We start from the raw sequence: 17,892 nt of genomic DNA on the forward strand, positions 1-17,892 counted from the left end.
TCCCGCGCAGGGCGGCCAGGCGCACGGAGGGCTCCGCACGGCGCCCGAAGGACAAACGAGGGATCAGCGCCCGAAGCCGCCCAGGGCGGTGCGGCTGAAGCGGGCAGCCCCCTGGCTCACCCGGACCGCGGACTGGCTGAACACCTGGAAAGCCTGACGGATCTCCTGGGCGCTCTGGCCGGGGGTGAGGATCCACTTGTCCTCGATGCCCATCTCCCGGAACACCTTGTAGAAGTCCGTGGTGCCATCCTGGATTCCCATGGCGGCGACGATGTGGTTCTCGGCGCGCCGCAGGTCCTTCACCAGCGCGGCCACCTCCCGGGCGCGGGCCCGCTGCGAGTGGCAATCCCCACCATCGGTGATGAGCAGGGTAACGGTGCGTACGGCCACGCCGTTGCGCGTGAACTCCTGGGCCTTGGCCAGCACGGTGCCCAGCAGCACCACGGTCTGGTCATACAGGGGCGTGCCCTGATCCGGGGAGTAGTTCTTCCCGTGCATGCGCACCACGTCCTCGATGGGGCGGTAGGGATTGAGGACGAAGCCGTTGAGGTAGCGGGTGTGGAACAGGACGGTGTCGCGCTGCTTGCTGGCCAGCAGCGAGTCGAGCACGAGGTTGTGGCCATCGCACACGAGCTGCGCGTTGTTCGCGTGCTGGATGCTGCCGGAGTCATCCGGCATCACCGTCACGAGGACCACCTCGCTGGCCTGCACATCGTCCACGCTGACGCCGAGGCCGGCTTGAATCTGGGCGCCCAGGTCCATGACGGTGAGGGCCTGAAGCCCCGCGGGGCTGAGGACGCCCTCGGCGTGGGCGGCCTCGAAGAGCTGGGAAACCTGGGGAGTGGCTTGAGGGGTACTCATGGCACGTGTCTCCAATCCATCGTCGGGGTGTGGGAAAGCGGGGCTCAGCCGATGCGCAGGTCCGCCCAGTGGGCGAGCGGGTCGGTGGACTTCACCAGGTGCATGCCGGCATCGGCGAAGCGCTGGAGGGCCGCCTCGGCCTGGGGCGTGAAGTCGGCGGCGAAACCGCCCTTGCCATCCGGCACGGTGACCGAGGACATGCAGTCGGTGAGCAGGTAGACCTTGCGCGCGAGCGCGGCATCCTGGGCGACGATTTCACTTAGCAGGTCATCGATGGAGCTCTTCACGCAGTGGCTGGCGGCCTGGCCGGCGATGACGACGGCATCCGCGGTGAGCAGCGTCTTGAGGAACTGGGTGTTGCGCTGGGCGAGCGGCTGGCCGTCGTGGCGGCTGAGCACCTCGGGGCGCAGCACGGAGTAGTTCTCCGTGAGCGGGTTGCCGCCCTTCACCTCGCACCAGGATTGGGCGCCCCGGGCGAAGGCATGGAAGAGGCGGGCCTCCTGCACCACGCCGGCCAGCGCGTGGCCATCGCTGCCCAGCAGGCAGTGGGGGGGCCACAGGTAGAGCGTGTACTTGCCAGCCCGCTCCAGCTCGTCGCAGTAGTACTTCACCTGCTTGAGCAGCCAGGGGTAGTTGCCGCCGCACAGCCACTTGGCCACCGCGGGGTTGGGGCGGGCCTGGCCGCGTTCAATCTGCTCGCGCGTCACCTCCCGGTAGGGGGTGAGCATCTGGCCGTTCTCGTCCACCCAGAACGAGGGGAAGAAGATCTGGTAGGCGAAGTGCGTGTCGAGCGTGGTGGTGACGTTCGAGAGGACGCCGAGGTTGCGGTAGACGAACTCGGCGATGCGGCGGCTGTCGTCGATGGCGCCCCGGCCGCTGCGGCCCGCGACGTAGAGCGAGCCCTCGGGGAAGCAGAAGTCCTTCTGCACGTCGATGAGCAGCAGGTGCAGGTTGAACCGGTCCGTGGCGGCCGGCGAGAGGCCGTTCGCGGCGCTCCACGTCATGGCCTCCGTCTGAAGCACGCCCGCGTTCGGGCTGTAGCCGTAAGTGCCCGCATGGCTGGGCCGGTAGAACGCCGGCAGCGGAAGCTCCTTCACCTGGCTCTTCATGGCTCTCCTCCTGGAGGTGCCCGTCGCGAGCACCCTTCGTGTCTCAACAACACCAACATAGTGTCCCAACGACACCATGTCAAGCCAGGGTGCTTTTCAGGTCATTCGCAGGCCGGTGACGTGCTGGCGGCCCACGACGGTGAGCCCATGGCGGGTCATGAAGAGGCGGCACCCGGCATCGACGAAGGGCTCGGCGTCGGGAAACTCCCTCACGGCCTCGAGCCGGCCCTGGCGCGGCTCCACGCGGACGAGGCCCGTGTCGGTGGCGGCGAAGAGGACGTCTCCCAGGACACAGGGGCCGCGCAGGGCGCCGAGCCACGAGCCATCGCCCGCGACGCCCTGGGCCTGGAACCGGAGGGTCCCGTCGGAGCCCACGACGGCACAATGGTGGAGGGTGCGCCCCCCACTCTCCTCGGCCAGGAACAGCCAGGCGTTGGACCCCTCGAAGAGGCATTCCACGTCCACGAGCTTGCCCGCGGGCCACGGGAGCACCAGCCCATCCCGAAGCCCCGGGTGCTCCGCGTCGAACACGAAGGCGCCCCGCAGGTTGCCGGCGCGATGGAAGCCCAGGCCGAAGCGGGGCCCCACGAAGAGCCGCGTCTGCCCTTGCAGCACATCCCCGATGCGCTCGGCCCCCAGGCTCCCATCCCGCCACAGGCCCCCGGCATGGGCCCAGTACCGGTGACGCAGGTTCGCGGCGAACGCGGGGCGGCCCTCGGGCGTGTCCACCCCGAGCCGCTCGGGGGACTGGCCCGGAGTGAGGACCACCAGCTCTCCGCCCCGGCCCACCAGGGTCCGCTCGCCCTGGAGGGCCCAATGCAGCGAAGGATCCAGCGGCGCCTGAAGCACGGGCCGGCCATCCTCGCGCTGGTACACGCCGTCCTCATGCGAGAGCCAGCGGAGCACGCCGTCCTCCACGCAGGCATGCACGAACACGCCCCGGGTGGAGAAGAGGCGGCTGGCGGTCACCTGGCCACGGGACGCGGTGAGGGGCGTCACGGGGGCCGAGGCATTCGGCCGGCACGTGGCGCACGCGGCGCGGGCATGCTCCAGGCCACACGAAGCACACGCCATGAAGCGGAGCCCTTCGAGCAGCGGCAGGGGGAAGGGCCCGCGTGCGTCCTCGACGAAGACCCGGTGGAGCTGGTGCAGCAGCTCATCCGGCAGGGTGCTCAGGGGAAGCGCGGGCTTGGGATACTGAATCTCGGGGTGGAAGACGGTGAGGCGCTGGCGGAGACGGGCCACGGCGGTGGCCCGCGGCGCGGGGGCCTTGGGACGGTGAATCCCCCCGTAGGGCCCCACACACAGCAGGCTCTGCATCAAGGCCACGGCGAAGGCATACCAATCACTGTCCGGAGACGCCGCACGGCCCGGGTTCAAGCTGGAGGCCGAGGCGCCTGAGAGACGCAGCGGATCCAGGAAGCGCTCGGTGAAGACGGACGAGAGGAAGCCCTGGAACTGGAAGCTGTCCGCATCGATGAGAAACGCGTCCGCGCCCACCGTCAGCACATTGAGATCATTGAAGTCCCCCACCACCACCCCGGCGCCATGGACGGCACTCAAGGTGCGGTGCAGGCCACACAGCACCTCGGCCACCTGCTGGGCGAGGGCGCCCGTGCGGCGGAAGGCGGGCTCACTGAACCGGCGCAGCGGCTCGGCCCCCTCCAGCTTGCGCATGGCATAGCCCAGCACCCGGCGGCCTTTGCGGTCCATGGCCAGCGTCTGGGGGACCACCACCCGCGGGGGCAACAGCCGTGGAAAGGCGGGCAGCTTGCGCTGGTGCTCGTCCAGGCGGGCCTGGGCCGCAGCCTGCTCCTCGGGAAGCCCCTGATAGTCGGGGTGCGCGGGAGGCTTGAAGAGCTTGAGGGCCCGGCCATCGCCCAGGTCGAACACATCGGCCTCACCGCCCTTGCCGAGCGAGCGGGAAGGATCCACACGGACGCGCTTTCCCTCCAGATAGACGTCCATGGCTCAGGCCCTCCCCATGCGGCGGCGCAGGACGACGAGCGTGGTGTCATCCGAGAGCAACCCCGGGGTCCGCACCAACCGCCGGGCGGTGAAGTCGGCCCGGACAGACTCGCGGCCCAGCAAGGCCAACCGGCGCCGCAGCGCATCCGGGTTCTGGAAGTACCGGTCCTCCGTCCAGTATTGCGAGAACGGCCCCACGGCCTCCTCCCGCTCCGGAACCCGCGCCTCGCCGAGCCCCCGAAGGTCCGCCGCGCCATCCGTGCCGAGCAGCAGGCTCCAAACCTCCTCGGTGGGAACGAGCGCCTGCCGTTCGAGGGGCACCGCCTCCGGCGACACCAGCCCATAGGCCAGGTAGGGCGGAGCATTGTTGGGAAAGGGGCCGAGCACATGCACCTCGCCATTGAGGGCCCACACCCCATCGCCCGCGGAGAAGACGAGGGTCTGGGCCGGGGTGACCACCGCGCCCACGACGGTGAAGAGCAGGTGCTCGCCCAGGAGCGTCTCGCCCAGCCGTCCCGTGAGCGAGGCGAGAAAGCCCAGGACCTCGGCCCTCACGGTGGGGAGAAACTCCGGAGCGTCCAGGGGAAGCCCGCGTCCCAGCACCGAGAGCACGGACTGGGCCACACAGCGTGCGCCGAGCTGCGCGCCCACCTCGCTGTGAGCGCCGCTGCCACAGCCATCGGCCACCACGGCGGCCAGCGCTTCGCCGGAGGCTTGGAGACACAGGGCATCCTGATTGTTGCGGCCCGAGCGCGCATGCTCGCGGCCCACGACGGAGGCGGAGGCCACCTCGAAGGGGGAAACCATGGACACACCTCTCCCGTGCCCGGCGAAGGGCCACGGTGAACGGGTTGGGAGGAACGGAGGCGGGCTTCGGGCTACAGCTCGAAGTTGAAGCCCGCCTTCTCCAGCTGCTTGTACTTGCGGTGGTCGAACCGGTAGAGGCGCGCGGCGCGGTGGGAGACGTCCTGCTCCACCTCGTCCAGCTCCTCCAGGAGGTCCATCGCGAGGATCTTCTTGCGGAAGTTGCGCTTGTCGAGCTGCCGCTCCAGGACGGTCTCGTACAGCCGCTGGAGCTGGGTGAGGGTGAACTTGGGCGGCAGCAGCTCGAAGCCGATGGGCTGGTAGCGGACCTTGCCCTTGAGCCGCTGCAGCGCGGTGGTGAGAACGTCGGCGTGATCAAACGCCAGCTTGGGGGTGTCCCAGACCGAGAACCAGGCGGCCTCGCGCGCATCCGAGGATGCCCGGGGGCGGTAATCGCTCAGCTTCACCAGGACGAAATAGGCCACGGTGATGACCCGACCCCGAGGGTCCCGGCCCGGCGCGCCGAAGGTGTAGAGCTGCTCCAGGTGGCTGGGACGGATACCGGCTTCCTCTTCCAGCTCCCGGCGCGCGGCCTCCTCCAGGGACTCGTCCATCTGCACGAAGCCTCCCGGCAACGCCCACTTGCCGGCAAACGGCTCCGCGCCTCGCTGAATGAGGAGCACCTTCAGGTCCTCCTCGTCCAGGCCGAACACCACACAGTCCACCGTCACGGCGGGCCGGGGGTACTCGTAGGTGTAGCTCACGTCCACGCTCCTTCGTATCGATCCAACACCAAGATAGTGTTCAATCAACACGAAGTCAATGCAGGCGGTCCAGGCCGCCTCCGGCCTCAGCGGCGCATGAGGTTCGAGAGCTGGTGCCAGTCGATGAGCTGAACGCTCTGCTCGGCCAGCTCGAACTCCACCGAGCGGCGGAGGCCAATGACGTCCCCGGCGACCTGGAAGGGGACGTCGCGGTCGAACTCCATGCGCACCCGCTGAACGAAGAAGTCGTGCATGCGGGGCATGGGGTGAGCGCCCCGCCACAGCTTGAACATGTTGCGCGTGGCCTCGAGGACGGAGCCCGAATAGACGCGGACGGAGAGCCGGTGCGGCAAGGCCTGGGCAAAGGGGAAGGCCTTGAAGCCGAACCCCCATTCAGGGGTGGTGGCCGCGCCCGCCACCCCTGCGGGCCCCCGATACAGCAGGGCCCCGGTCTCGCCCCCGGGCAGAGGACGGATGGCGCCCTGAGCATCCACGGTGAGCGCGGGCTCCCCGAGGTTGTAGAGGGAGACCTGGGGATTGCCGTCTCCAAAGACGTGACGTGGAATGGTGCGGGAGAACAGGGCGCCCAGGTAGCCCCTCAAGCCGGCCTGGGTGCTGCGCAGGGGCCCTGAGGAGGCAAGCTGGCTCTTGAAGTCCTGAACCAGCTCGGCATCCCACCCGGTCCCGGCGAAGGGCGCCAGGGAGCCTTCCACGCGCACGAGGGCAAAGGGCCGCAAGGGCGGGAGGCGCTCGCCGTAGGCCGCGAGCTGCTGGAGGGCCTTGGCGGGGCGGGGGGCACCGGTGACATGGGCCCACGCATTGCCTGTGCCCAGGGGAAGCACGCCCAGTGCGGGCAACGCCAGCCCCTGAGCATGGAACTCGTTGACGAGGCCGGTGATGGTGCCGTCTCCGCCCCCGGCGAGCAAGAGCGAGGGCGGGTTGGGCCGCAATTGCTGATCAATCCAGGCCCGGGCCTCTTCGACCGAGTGGGTGAGAACCACGCGAGCCCGGGGAAGGAACCGCCGGACGAGGCCTTCGACCACTTCGGAGCCCCGGCGGGAGCGCAGGTTGACGAGAACGGCGACATTCATGAGGGAGCGGAGTCTCCCCGTGCCGTGTCATGGCTCTGTCAGCGGAAAGCGGCTGCGCGGGGGGCCGGGCACCGGACCGAGCGGCTGGACGGAGTCCATCTTTGCGACAGCATCATCCAAAATTTGGACCTCTCGCCAAAAGAACCGTTCGAGGCGATAACCGAAAGCGTCCTGGAAGGACGGCGGGGGGAGCTTGGCCCCGGCAACGCACGGAGGGAGTTCCCCAGGGGAAGCTGGGTATATCTCCGGGGGAAGGGCCCGCCGAGCCCAGCGGAACGATCCATGCAGTCCAGAGAATCTCGATGAATCCTACGAAGCGCCTGCTCATTCTGTCCGCGGTTTTCCTCGTCTCCTGCATCCAGCTCCCAGAGGTCGAGCGCCCACCACTCCTGACGTTAACCCTGACGGCCCCCACAGACACCACCTACACCAACGGAGCCGTCAGCATTCAGCTTCAAGTTCAAGGCGTGCTCCCAGAACACGTGGAACTGGTGCTCGACGAGCAGCCACTCACCAGGCTTGAGGCCCCCTATCGCTTTGAATGGGACACGCGGAGCACCCCCGAGGGCGCACACCGGCTCCGCGCACGCGCGCGTCTAGAAGGCCAAGAATTCAGCAGCGAAGCACGTGAAGTCGTCGTGGATCGCACTCCGCCCCGGCTCACTGAGCAAAGACCCACTTCCGGCGCTCAGGACGTCTGGGTCCGAGAACCGATCGAAGCCACATTCTCCGAGCCGGTCAAGACCAGCACCTTGACGCAGGACACCGTGAAACTGGACGTAGGCGGAGCAGAAGCAGCCACAGCGCTCTCGTTATCGCCGGATGGCAAAAAACTGACCATCACCCCCATCACACGTCCGACTGTTCCAAACAGCATTCAACTGTCCCTCACAGAAGGAATCGCTGATCTAGCGGGCAACCCACTGACTCCGCCCATGGGTACCTGGACCTGGAGCTTACCGCTCTCGTTTTCGGTCGGGACTCTCAGCATACCGGGAGACACGTTCCCCTGCGCCCCTCAATTACTCATCAACAGCAACAACAATCCATTCATCTCATGGAGCGAGCGAATTCGAGACCGCTTTGCGCCATTCACCATCCACACATATCAATTCACAAACAACGAATGGACTCCCGTCGGCAACCCTATTTCATCCCAAACCATCCTTGAAGTCCTAGCTTGGCACCCACACGCCGCCCAACTCGACTCTCACAACAACCCCCTCATCAGCTGGCCTCAAACAAACGAAACCTCTTCAACCCTAAACATCACACACTGGAAAAACAACGACTGGAAAAACATCGCCAACCCATCAAGCTCAAACCCAGACATGTTCAACATCGAAGACAGCTCCGGCTTCACCATCCGCCTTGACAACAAAGACATTCCCACACTCGCATGGACCTCGTCAAACTCCAACCTCCGCGTTTGGCGAAAAACAACCAACGCATGGCTCGAACTCACCTCCTCGCTCAATATCAACCCACTACTCCAGCCCGATCACATTCAACTTCAGCTAGACAGCGCGGGCAAGCCAGTCGTTGCATGGACAGAAGGCGACATATACGTTAGCCGCTGGAACGGCAGCGCCTGGGAGAATCAAGGAGGGCCGATAGGAGACCTTCCTGGAGATACGATAGCTCAACCGGAAAGCATGTTGTTGGATGAACTAGACAGACCCATTGTTGCATGGACAGAAACAGATCTCACCGTCCCGCTGACGCGCCTCATTGTCTCGCGCCTTGAAGGGACAACATGGAAAACCCTCGGACCGCCACTAGACATAAGCATCGGCAACGACAAGTACACTTCATCGATCGCCCTACAAAAAGACGACACAGGCAATATATTGATCGCTTGGATGGGCCCCGCCCGCCCAAACCACCAGATCAATCTCCGGCGCTGGACCGGTAGCGACTGGGCAGTTCTAGGAGCATCCATTCCAGCTGCAATCGCCATATGCAATCCTTACGAATTGCGCACAGTATCTTTTGCTATCGACCGCTTAGGGCGGCCCTATTTAGCTTGGCCGGGCAGGCTTCTTAGCGCATCTGGAGAACCCGGTGTCCAAATCCACCGGTACAATTACTAACTAGCCACCCTCTCACCCAATCTCGGATGACGTGAACCTGCCGACCAGTGGCTTGACATGAAGACTCGACAGTTCCTATTCATTTTCGCGTGTATTTTCTCCTGCGCGGCGCAGGCAGCCCCCCGCCGGATGGTGGTGGCAGCAGGGGAGTGCCAGGATGCGGAGTTAAGCAACCACGCCAAAGCGGTTCATGAAGCCCTATTCAACCAGCAAAGCCCTCAAGTCCTCGGCCTTGCCGAGTTCAGTGAGCGCCTCTTTCCGCCCCCCTCCCAAAACGCTGATGACATCCAGCGCCAGCTCGATACCGCGCAGAATCAGTTCTACGAGGCGCGTCACTCCCGGGCAGAGCAGCTCATCGACAGCGCGCTCCAGGAAATTTCCCGCCTCCCCGTGGGAGCCCCGCGCTGGCAGCTCTACACCCAGGCCCAGCTCCTCCATGCCCTCAACTACCGGGCCACGGGCAAGCTCAAGGAGAGCGATGCCGCCTTTCGAAGTGTCCTGCGTTTGGAGCCGCAGTATTCGCTCGATGCGAGCCTCTATGCCCCCTCCATCCGGCAGGCCTTCGAGAAAGTGCGGGCAGAACTCGCTCGCGCCAAGAAGGTGAAGCTGTCCGTGAAGTCCACCGTGCCCTCCTCCGATGTCTACCTCGATGGGCGCAAGGCCGGACAGACCCCTCTCACCCTGGAACTCCTGTCCGGCGTCTATGAACTCACCATCGTGAAGGATTCCGCCGTGAGCTTCCCCCGCCGACTCCACCTTCAGTCTCCAGAGACGCCCCTCTTCGTGGACCTCGCCTATGAGGGTTCTGTCTCCGACAGCCCCTTCCCCTGCCTTGCCTCCACCGGCAAGTCCGATGAGCACACGCTCAGTCACGCCGTCCGGCTCGGCGGTACGCTCGGCGTTGAGGAAGTCATCGTCGTGCGGCTCGAGCGGTCCAGCAACCGGGGCCCCAAGTGGCTGGCGGCCACCGTGCTCAATGTCGAAGGGGGTCAAAAGCGTCGGGAAGGCGGTCTCAAGATCCAAGGCCCGGAAGACTCTCCAGATTCGATCTCCGCCCTCGTCGACTTCGTGACCACGGGCAAGGCCCCCCCGCCTCTGGTCGTGCCGAGCCCTCAAGGCACGGCCCCCTGGGCCCGCCTGCCCGCCACGGATGCGCCGCTCTCGACTGCCTCCCGGGGGGATTTCGATGTCTCGGCCCCCAACCGGTTCTCGGAGGACAACCCCCTCACGGAGTCCGCGCACCGGTCCAGCACACCGGCCCTGCGCAAGGCCTCCTATGCCGTGCTCGGCGGGGGCGCGGCCGCCCTCGTGGGAGCAGGCATCCTTCGGCTCATGGCCCAGAAGGATCTCGATACCCTCGAGAAGCGTCTCAACGCCCGTGGCCGGCTCGATGCCAGCGACACCGAATCCCTCGCGCTGCGGGATTCGCTCTCCTCCAAGAACACCCTCCTGACAGGACTTCTCATCGGCTCAGGGGCAGCCCTCTCCACGGGCGCCGTCCTCTTTCTCGTCTCCCCCTCCCGCCCCGCTCCCCCTCCTGTCACCCTGGACGTCTCGGTGGCTCCGGAGGGCGCCTCAGCGAGCCTTCTGGGCAGGTTCTGAGCGCGAAATGCCCAGAAGAAGCCGGTTCATCGCGCACCGGCGCCTCCATGCATAGAGTGGGCCCCCATGCGCGTCCTGATTGCCCTGCTGCTGGCCACCAGTGCTTCCGCGGCCCCCCGCACCTTCCGTGTCGATTACTTCCACACCGGCAACGCGTCCGAGGAACGCTTCAGCCTCGACCGGCTCGTCGTCGAGCCGCTGGACTGGCCAGGCAACCCCGCCCGCCCCGTCGATGAGACGAACCTCGGCAAGTACCTCTTCGAGGTGAGGGATTCGGCCACCAACCGGCTCCTCTACTCCCGCGGCTTCGCCTCCATCTACGGCGAGTGGGAGACGACCGCCGAGGCCAAGGACGTCCACCGCACCTTTCACGAATCGCTCCGCTTCCCCGCCCCCAGCCAGCCCGTCCAGGTGCTCCTGAAGAAGCGCGATGCCCGGAATGCCTTCCGGGAGGTCTGGTCGCTTCCCGTCGACCCCCAGGACATGTTCGTCGACCCTTCTTCCCCTGCCTCCCCTGGAGCGCTTCTGCCGCTGCTCGAGAATGGACCCCCCTCGGAGAAGGTGGACCTGCTCATCCTCGGCGATGGGTACACCGCGCAGGAGCGCCCCAAGTTCGAGAAGGACGCGCGGCGCATGGTGGACATCCTCTTCACCTTCTCGCCCTTCAAGGAGCGCAAGGCCGACTTCAACGTCTGGGGGCTCGTGCCCCTTGCCGCCCAGTCCGGCATCTCCCGTCCCTCCACCGGCCTCCACCGCCGCTCCCCCGTGGGCGCCACCTATGACGCCTTTGGCAGCGAGCGCTACATCCTCACCTTCGACAACAAGGCCTTCCGCGAGGCCGCGGCCTTCGCGCCCTATGACTTCGTGGAGATCCTCGTCAACGGCAACACCTACGGCGGCGGTGGCATCTTCGGGCTCTACGGCACCGTGGCCGCCGACAGCCTCTGGTCCCCCTACATCTTCGTCCACGAGTTCGGCCACCACTTCGCGGGGCTCGCCGACGAGTACTACACCTCCGACTCCGCCTACTTGCCCGCAGAGGACCGCCCCGAGCCCTGGGAGAAGAATGTCACCGCGCTGAAGGACCCCGCGCAGCTCAAGTGGAAGGCGCTCCTGTCCCCCAGCACGCCCGTGCCCACCCCCTGGGACAAGCCCGCTTACGAGGCCCACGCCCAGCAGATCCAGGAGCGCCGCAAGAAGATCCGCTCCGACAAGCGCCCCGAGTCCGAGATGGATGCGCTCTTCACCGCGCAGCGGGACTGGGAGGAGAAGTTCCTCGGCGCCCAGAAGCAGGCGCGCAAGGTGGGCGCCTTCGAGGGCGCCATGTATGAGGCGCGCGGTTACTACCGGCCCCAGGTGGACTGCGTCATGTTCACCCGGGACCGCGTTCCCTTCTGTGCCGTGTGCCAGCACGCCCTCACGGAAGTCATCGACTTGTATTCAGAAAAACCTGCCAGGTCCGAAGTCCCAGCCCGATGAAAACAGTCCTGGCAGGTTTCACCGTGTGACAATCCGGTGATCCACTGTCCGCGATTGGACGGCCCTTCCAGAGACGGTGTAAGGGTGCAGAGACCCGCAACCTCCTGGAGGGAAGTTCATGTTGATGCGCGTTTGGACTCAAGCGCTCTGCGCCGCCGTGTGCGTTCTGGTGTTCGTTGGATGTGGCGGCGACGAATGTGTCGATCAGTACGACTGTCGCAACGATAAAGGCGAGCCTCCCGCGGGCCAGGTCTATGTATGTGTCGCGAACAAGTGTGAGCTTCGCGATGTGAATTCCCCGGGAGATGGGGGCACGCCCGATGGCGGCGACCCCGGCACCGGCGATGCCGGCCCCACCACGGTGTGCCGGGACACGGCCCTCGTCGGCATTGACCAAGGCTGCACCGCCGAGGCGCCCTCCTGTGACGCGGCCGCCAACGGTGGCCTGGGCCAGTGCAAGGTTTGCGACGACTCCGACAAAGGTGACGGCCGCGATCAGGGCTGCTCCACGGAGGCGCCCTTCTGTGATCCTTCCGCGAACGGTGGCAATGGGGCCTGCCGGACCTGCCTCAACTCCGCGGCCGGTGGCGCGCAGGATCAGGGCTGCTCGGCCGCCGCGCCCCTCTGCGACAGCACGGCGGGCAATGGCGTGGGCACCTGCAAGGTCTGTCTGGATACGGCCGCCGCGGGCAGCACCTCAGCCGATGAGGGGTGCTCCGCGCCCACGGCCATCTGCGATGCCGCCGCGGCCAACGGCGCGGGCGCGTGCACGATCTGTGTGACGGGTAGCAACGAGGGTTGCCCGGGCTCGCAGACGTGCAACGCCCAGGGAACCGCGTGCGAGGGCTGCGAGAACAATGACTCCTGCACCAACCCCTCCACCCCCATCTGCAAGCCGCCTCCTCCCGTGTCGAGCTGCGTGGAGTGCATCGACAACTCGAGCTGCTCCGATGCGCGTCCTGCCTGCAACACGGGCACCAACCTGTGCGGCTGCACGGCGGATGCGCAGTGTGCCGCCGCCGCGGGCACGGCCGACTACTGCGACACCTCCGCCAGCAATGGCCGGGGCGAGTGCCGGGTCTGCGTGACGAACGCGCACTGTGCCGCGCAGGATTCCTCCAAGCCCTTCTGTGACAATGCGACCGCCTGCGTCCAGTGCCTCACCAACGCGGGCTGCTCGCTGACCCAGGTGTGCAACGCCAGCAAGGCCTGTGAGGCCGCGCCCGGCGTCGACCCCGCCGCCACCAGCGCGCAGATCCAGGCGTTCCTGAACGCCCCCAGCGGCGTCCTGGCCCCGGCACTGGCCATCAACAACGCGTTCATCACGTACATCAAGCCTGCCGTCGGTACGGATGCGACGGGCTTCTTCCTCCAGGCCCAAGCCAATGGTCCCGCGATGTTCGTGACGTACGATCCGACGGGCCTGCAGGTGGGCGATCGCGTCTCCATCACCGTGGCCGAGAAGAGCCTCATCCAGGGCATCGATGCGGCCAAGACCCTCCAGGCGGCCCCCACCATCGAGGCCCGGGGCTACCCGGTTCAGAACCTGAACACGGCCACCCCCGCGGGTCTCGCCGTGGACGTCTCCTCGAAGTCCGACCTCCAGAGCAGCCTCGACCAGTACGAGAGTGAGCTCATCCACCTGACGGGCACCCTCGCGGTGGCCCCGTCCTCCTCTGGCGCTGGACACGTAGCGATTCAGATCACCACCCAGGGCATGCAGACGGCGGCTTCGACCTTCGTGCTGCGCCTGGCGTCCACGGTGGCCGACGCGTTCGAGCTCAACACGGGCTGCCAGTTCACGCTGACCGCGGGCCCCATGTGGCGCTTCACCCCCAATGCCAACAGCAATGCGGCCCAGCCCTCCGCCTACTACGCGTCGGATCTCACCTTCGCCTGCCCAGGCCCGAAGCTGGTGAGCGTGGCGGCCTCCTCGCCGACGGAGGTGGTCCTGACCTTCGACCGGTCCATCGCTCCCTCGAGCGTGACGAATGCCGCGCAGCAATTCACTTTCACCAATGGGCTTACCGCCACGGGTGCTGAAGTGGAGGGCAAGAAGCTCACCGTGACCACCACGTCCCAGACCGCGGGGGCGGGCTACACGGTCACCGTCGCACCGACCGTGAAGGACACCGCGGGAACCCCTGTGCTCTCGACCCACAACTCGGCGGCCTTCAAGGGCTACCGGACGCCGGCCGTGCTGCGCATCACGGAAGTGCAGCCGAGCATGCCCAACAATGCGGACCTGATCGAACTCCAGGTGGTCAGCGGCGGCAATGTCGAGGGCATGGTGCTGCAGCAGGATGTGAATGCGGCCACGCGCCTGGCCACGCTGCCCGATACGGCCGTGGCCACGGGCGACATCATCGTCGTGCACCTGAGCACGCCGGGCATGACCAGCGAGACGACCGCCAAGAACCAGTTCCCCGCCAGCGGCACCCCGGCGAACTACGACACGGCCTGGGACTTCAAGGGTGAGAGCGTGGGCATCACCTTCTCCAGCCGCATTCTCGCCGTGCTGGATTCCGTCGGGAACATGCAGGATGCCGTCTCCTTCGCGCGGACGGAGGGCACTGCCCCCAGCGCCTTCCCGGGCAACCTGCAAGCCATCCAGGCCGCGGGGCAGTGGCTGCCGGCGGACTGTGGCGGCGCGCTTTGCAGCCCCTCGTCCACCCCCACCGCCCAGGATGTGTCCGCGAACTGGACCAGCCTGCCGACGGCCAGTGTCACCAAGAACAGCCCCACCGTGCGCCGCGTCTCCGCCACCGACACCAACACCCGGGAGGACTGGGCCGTCGGCGCGCAGAGCTTCGGCCTGCCGAACCCGTAGTGCCCGCGTGAGCCGGAAGGCTCACCGTTGAAACCCGAGGGGCCGCGACTCATCTGGGACGCGGCCCCTCTCATTTTCCGCGGGCGCCTGCGCCTCCGAGGCCCGGCGAAGCAGCTCCACCTCGCGCGCGACCCACTCGCCCTGCGCCTCCTCGTAGCGCACGCGCACCTCGGCCCCTTGGGCCACCGACCACCGGCTCACCTCCTGGCCCTTCTCCACGTAGAGGGTGTCCTCCTCGGTCCGGACCTCCTGCTCCTGGCCCGCCTCATCCCGGAAGAGCAGCTCGTCGTCTCCCACCCACTCCACCGTGCCCGAGGTACTCGCCGAGGGCAGCGGATGTCCCGCCTCTTCCTGCTCCGCCGGCCCGCCTCCTTGCACCTCAACCTTCAGGTTGCGCCGCTGGGCGTCCAACGCCCCTGGATCCGGCAACCGCTCCCGGGAGGCCATCAGGTTCTTCAACACGTCGGAGCGGGCCTCCCGTTCATTCGCGCTGGGCGCCTTGTCCGGGCTGGAGCAGGCGCCCCCCCCCAGGCTCCAGCCCCCCAGCACGGTGAGGACTGCCCACATGTGCAGACGGTGCATCACCTTGGTCCCCTTTCCGGCCGGTCCGCGACGTGCGGCCAGCGCACCTCGTCACCTCCAAAGATGGGGACTTCTTCGCCGGCGGAGGCTCCTCGTTTCTGTCTGCCTGGCGCTTCCTGGGGTATTCATCTACTCAGGGGGTTGTGTGCCTTCCTGCTGAGGCACCAGACCCTCGCGCGTCGAGTTTTCTGGAAAAATCCTGATGTCTTGAATATCATTAATTGCTGCTGATGAAGGATCCTTCCCCTCCAGCCTCCCTGCCCATCGGGAACGTGTACTCGGCATTCCTCTGGCAGCGCTGGCCTCGTCGGCTCCAGCAGCTGAGCAGGATGGCCGTGGCGGGAAGCGGCCTGCTGTTGCTGCTCGCCGCGCCCTGGATACCCGGCACGTTCGAGAGCCCTTCGTTCCTGGGCGTGGTGGGCTTGCGGCTCCTGGGGCTGGGGCTGGCGGTGGTGGCTCTGCGGCTGCGGAACCTCAAGTCCGGCCCCTGGGTGAGCGTGGGGTGCCTGGCGCTGTGGATCCTCTCCAGCCAGGCCTCGTTCTATGTGGCGGGCGCCCAGCGCAGCATGCCGCACACGGCCCTGCTGCTCTTGTGCCTGCTGCTCGTGCCGTTGGTGCTCCCCCTGCACACCGCCGGGCGGATCCTCTTCTACAGCGCCGTGAGCGTCAGCCACGGGGTGATGGAGTTCACCCTCGCCACGGGGGATGCGCTGACGCCCCGGTTGATGGGCATCGTCACGCTGAGCGCCAGCACCGTGGCCATTGCCCTGCCCCTGCGCTCCACGCTGCGCGCCCTGCAGCGGCTGTTCTTCCTCAAGATGAAGATCGGCTCGACGTCACGGACCCTGAAAACGTCCCGGGCCCAGGTGAACGAGGCCACCGAGACGCTGGCCCGGCTGGTGGAGACGCTGCAGAACTCCACGCTGGAGCTGTCCAGTGATTCGGCGCGCGCGCGCATGGAGACCGAGCGCATCACCCAGGCCAGCGAGGCCGTGGCGCGCATGGCCCAGGCCGCCTCCGAGCGCGCCTTTGGCGCCAGCAGCATCGTGTCCCAGGCCACTGGGCACACCGAGCGCATCGACGCCCAGATGGAGCGCGTGAAGGGTGGAATGAACAGCATCGGGCACGCCATCGGGCACACCGAGAGCAGCCTGCGGGAGCTCGTCCACCACGCCCGGCAGATCGTCTCCTTCACGAACACGCTGCAGGAGTTCGCCAATCAGACGGACGTGCTCGCGCTCAATGCCTCGCTGGAAGCCGCCCGCGCGGGCGAGGCCGGGCGGAGCTTCGCGGTCGTCGCCCGCGAGGTCCGCAAGCTGTCCGAGGCCTCCAAGGGCAGCTCGGTGAAGATCAACGAGGTGGTGCGCGGCATCCACGAGCAGCTGGACTCGACCCTGCAGGGCATGGGCGCCATCCGGCAGAACACCAGCCAGTTCGAGAACAACTTCGCCGATGCCCGCAAGACGCTGGAGTCCATCCGGGACATCGTCACCCGCATCGAGCAGATGATGCGCTCCACCATGGAGGACGCCACCGCGCAGGCGGGCGCCACCGGGGCCATCTTCTCGGGCGCCGCCCAGCTTCAGGGCCTCGTCGAGGCCCACGCGCAGATGAGCGCCGGCGTGGCCGTCACCGCCGACCAGCTCGGGCACCTCGCCGACGAGCTGCGCGAGCTCCTTCCCAGGAAGGAGCCCAGCCTCGCGGCCCCCTCGCCCGGGGTACCCTCCCCCGCGGTGGCGCCTTCGCCCGCCCACGCCCCCAAGGCCGTCGCCTAGCGGGCAGGCTCGATGGCGTAGACGAGCGTCACCTGCGCCTGGACGGTCTGCTCCTCCGGAAGAATCTGCGTGGAGGCCTCGGCGCTCTTGTCCGACGCCATCGCCATCATGGCCCGGGCCGGGTAGAGGCGCGGGGGCTCCGCCACGGTGCTTGCCTCCAGCACGGCGCCCAGCCGCACGCCCAGCGCCGCGGCCAGCACCTCCGCCGACTTGCGCGCCCGCTCCACCGCCTGGCGCAGGGCCTCGGCGCGCACCGCGTCCGCCTTGCTCAGCCCGAAGCGCACCCCGTCCACCCGGTTGGCGCCCGAGGCCAGCGCGCGGTCAATCCACTCGCCCAGCCGTCCCAGCTCCCGCGTGTGCACCGAGAGGGTGTTGTTGGCCCGGTAGCCGCGCAGCTTCGGCTCCGAGCGGGGATCCGGCTGCGCGTAGTCGGGATAGACCGAGTAATTGCGCGTCTCCATCTCCTTGCGGGGAATGCCCGCGGCGGTCAGCGCGGCCAGCACGCGCTCGATCTTCTTGGCGTTCTCCTCACCAGCCGCCTTCGCCGTGGCGCCCTGCGTCTCCACGGCCAGGTCGATCCAGGCCTCGTCGGGCTGGGCCTTGGTCTCGCCGGTGCCCTCCACCCGCACGGTGCGCACCGAGAGGTCGGCACGGGCCTGGGACGCGGTCTGGGGCTGCGCCATGGCCGCCAGGCTGGTGAGCAGCGCGAACATCGGAACGATTCGAGAGGTCTTCACGGTACACCTCGGAAGGGGGCACACCGGCCTGCCCCGGAATGGATACCCTGCACGAAGGGGCGACGGACCGGGCCCCCCTCCATTCAATGGGCGGGGGCCCCGCGCTCCTCCAGGTTCTTGAACGCATGCCCCTTACCGGAGTTCTGCTGGGACTGTCGTGGCGAATGCAGCCAGGGTGCAATCGCTTTCAGGCCATC

The 17,892-nt window shown here is 67.2% G+C and carries 14 protein-coding genes; 5 read left to right on the plus strand and 9 right to left on the minus strand.

Annotation, left to right across the window (positions count from 1 at the left end):
- Window positions 1-63 precede the first annotated feature (63 nt).
- From KY661_RS24590 to KY661_RS24615, 6 genes are all read right to left on the minus strand, one after another.
- Entirely contained in the window at window positions 64-861 is a 798-nt protein-coding gene (locus KY661_RS24590; RefSeq protein ID WP_225412531.1) for a hypothetical protein, read from the minus strand.
- A 44-nt stretch (window positions 862-905) separates the two neighbouring features.
- Window positions 906-1,970 carry a cysteine hydrolase family protein gene (locus KY661_RS24595; protein WP_225412532.1) on the minus strand — a complete coding sequence of 355 codons (1,065 nt, stop codon included), beginning with the start codon at window positions 1,968-1,970 and terminating at the stop codon, window positions 906-908.
- A gap of 96 nt (window positions 1,971-2,066) precedes the next feature.
- A complete protein-coding gene (locus KY661_RS24600) occupies window positions 2,067-3,938 on the minus strand; it encodes a hypothetical protein (RefSeq protein ID WP_225412533.1) in 1,872 nt (623 codons plus the stop codon).
- Between the two features lie 3 nt (window positions 3,939-3,941).
- A complete protein-coding gene (locus tag KY661_RS24605; protein WP_225412534.1) occupies window positions 3,942-4,745 on the minus strand; it encodes a protein phosphatase 2C domain-containing protein in 804 nt (267 codons plus the stop codon).
- A gap of 71 nt (window positions 4,746-4,816) precedes the next feature.
- A complete protein-coding gene (locus KY661_RS24610) occupies window positions 4,817-5,506 on the minus strand; it encodes an NUDIX hydrolase (RefSeq protein ID WP_225412535.1) in 690 nt (229 codons plus the stop codon).
- A gap of 86 nt (window positions 5,507-5,592) precedes the next feature.
- Window positions 5,593-6,597 carry a diacylglycerol/lipid kinase family protein gene (locus KY661_RS24615; protein WP_225412536.1) on the minus strand — a complete coding sequence of 335 codons (1,005 nt, stop codon included), beginning with the start codon at window positions 6,595-6,597 and terminating at the stop codon, window positions 5,593-5,595.
- 302 nt (window positions 6,598-6,899) lie between these two features.
- On the opposite strand from KY661_RS24615, the gene KY661_RS24620 reads away from it, so the two are divergent.
- The gene (locus KY661_RS24620; protein ID WP_225412537.1) at window positions 6,900-8,690 is read left to right on the plus strand and encodes an Ig-like domain-containing protein; all 1,791 of its coding nucleotides are present in this window, start codon (window positions 6,900-6,902) and stop codon (window positions 8,688-8,690) included.
- A gap of 198 nt (window positions 8,691-8,888) precedes the next feature.
- Here the strand turns inward: KY661_RS24620 and KY661_RS37600 are convergent, their stop codons facing one another.
- A complete protein-coding gene (locus tag KY661_RS37600) occupies window positions 8,889-9,026 on the minus strand; it encodes a hypothetical protein (RefSeq protein WP_225412538.1) in 138 nt (45 codons plus the stop codon).
- 54 nt (window positions 9,027-9,080) lie between these two features.
- Between KY661_RS37600 and KY661_RS24630 the strand changes: the two genes are divergently transcribed.
- The 3 genes from KY661_RS24630 to KY661_RS24640 all read left to right on the plus strand — a co-directional run bounded on the left by KY661_RS24630 (window position 9,081) and on the right by KY661_RS24640 (window position 14,601).
- Window positions 9,081-10,292 carry a PEGA domain-containing protein gene (locus KY661_RS24630; protein WP_225412539.1) on the plus strand — a complete coding sequence of 404 codons (1,212 nt, stop codon included), beginning with the start codon at window positions 9,081-9,083 and terminating at the stop codon, window positions 10,290-10,292.
- Window positions 10,293-10,358: 66 nt separating this feature from the next.
- On the plus strand, window positions 10,359-11,771 hold the full coding sequence (locus KY661_RS24635; protein ID WP_225412540.1) for an IgA Peptidase M64: 1,413 nt from the start codon (window positions 10,359-10,361) through the stop codon (window positions 11,769-11,771).
- Window positions 11,772-11,889: 118 nt separating this feature from the next.
- Window positions 11,890-14,601 carry an Ig-like domain-containing protein gene (locus KY661_RS24640; RefSeq protein ID WP_225412541.1) on the plus strand — a complete coding sequence of 904 codons (2,712 nt, stop codon included), beginning with the start codon at window positions 11,890-11,892 and terminating at the stop codon, window positions 14,599-14,601.
- 21 nt (window positions 14,602-14,622) lie between these two features.
- Here KY661_RS24640 and KY661_RS24645 read toward each other — a convergent pair whose 3' ends face one another.
- Complete coding sequence (locus KY661_RS24645; protein WP_225412542.1) at window positions 14,623-15,183, minus strand: hypothetical protein; 561 nt, start codon at window positions 15,181-15,183, stop codon at window positions 14,623-14,625.
- A 329-nt stretch (window positions 15,184-15,512) separates the two neighbouring features.
- Here KY661_RS24645 and KY661_RS24650 point away from each other — a divergent pair, with 329 nt between their 5' ends.
- Window positions 15,513-16,958, plus strand: a complete 1,446-nt coding sequence (locus KY661_RS24650; RefSeq protein WP_225412543.1) for a methyl-accepting chemotaxis protein — start codon at window positions 15,513-15,515, stop codon at window positions 16,956-16,958.
- Here KY661_RS24650 and KY661_RS24655 read toward each other — a convergent pair.
- Entirely contained in the window at window positions 16,955-17,695 is a 741-nt protein-coding gene (locus tag KY661_RS24655; protein WP_075008734.1) for an SIMPL domain-containing protein, read from the minus strand. The two genes, KY661_RS24650 and KY661_RS24655, sit on opposite strands and share 4 nt — an antisense overlap.
- Between the last annotated feature and the right edge of the window lie 197 nt (window positions 17,696-17,892).

Origin of the sequence: Allostigmatella hybrida, assembly GCF_020103775.1 — a bacterium.
Classification (GTDB): Bacteria; Myxococcota; Myxococcia; order Myxococcales; family Myxococcaceae; genus Hyalangium; species Hyalangium aurantiaca.

Excerpts from the sequence above, each read along its gene's own strand:
- KY661_RS24600 (WP_225412533.1), bottom strand. The coding sequence starts at position 3,938 with ATGGACGTCTATCTGGAGGGAAAGCGCGTCCGTGTGGATCCTTCCCGC.
- KY661_RS24615 (WP_225412536.1), bottom strand. The coding sequence starts at position 6,597 with ATGAATGTCGCCGTTCTCGTCAACCTGCGCTCCCGCCGGGGCTCCGAA.
- KY661_RS24635 (WP_225412540.1), top strand. The coding sequence starts at position 10,359 with ATGCGCGTCCTGATTGCCCTGCTGCTGGCCACCAGTGCTTCCGCGGCC.
- KY661_RS24650 (WP_225412543.1), top strand. The coding sequence starts at position 15,513 with ATGGCCGTGGCGGGAAGCGGCCTGCTGTTGCTGCTCGCCGCGCCCTGG.
- KY661_RS24595 (WP_225412532.1), bottom strand. The coding sequence starts at position 1,970 with ATGAAGAGCCAGGTGAAGGAGCTTCCGCTGCCGGCGTTCTACCGGCCC.
- KY661_RS24605 (WP_225412534.1), bottom strand. The coding sequence starts at position 4,745 with ATGGTTTCCCCCTTCGAGGTGGCCTCCGCCTCCGTCGTGGGCCGCGAG.
- KY661_RS24590 (WP_225412531.1), bottom strand. The coding sequence starts at position 861 with ATGAGTACCCCTCAAGCCACTCCCCAGGTTTCCCAGCTCTTCGAGGCC.
- KY661_RS24640 (WP_225412541.1), top strand. The coding sequence starts at position 11,890 with ATGTTGATGCGCGTTTGGACTCAAGCGCTCTGCGCCGCCGTGTGCGTT.
- KY661_RS24620 (WP_225412537.1), top strand. The coding sequence starts at position 6,900 with ATGAATCCTACGAAGCGCCTGCTCATTCTGTCCGCGGTTTTCCTCGTC.
- KY661_RS24645 (WP_225412542.1), bottom strand. The coding sequence starts at position 15,183 with ATGCACCGTCTGCACATGTGGGCAGTCCTCACCGTGCTGGGGGGCTGG.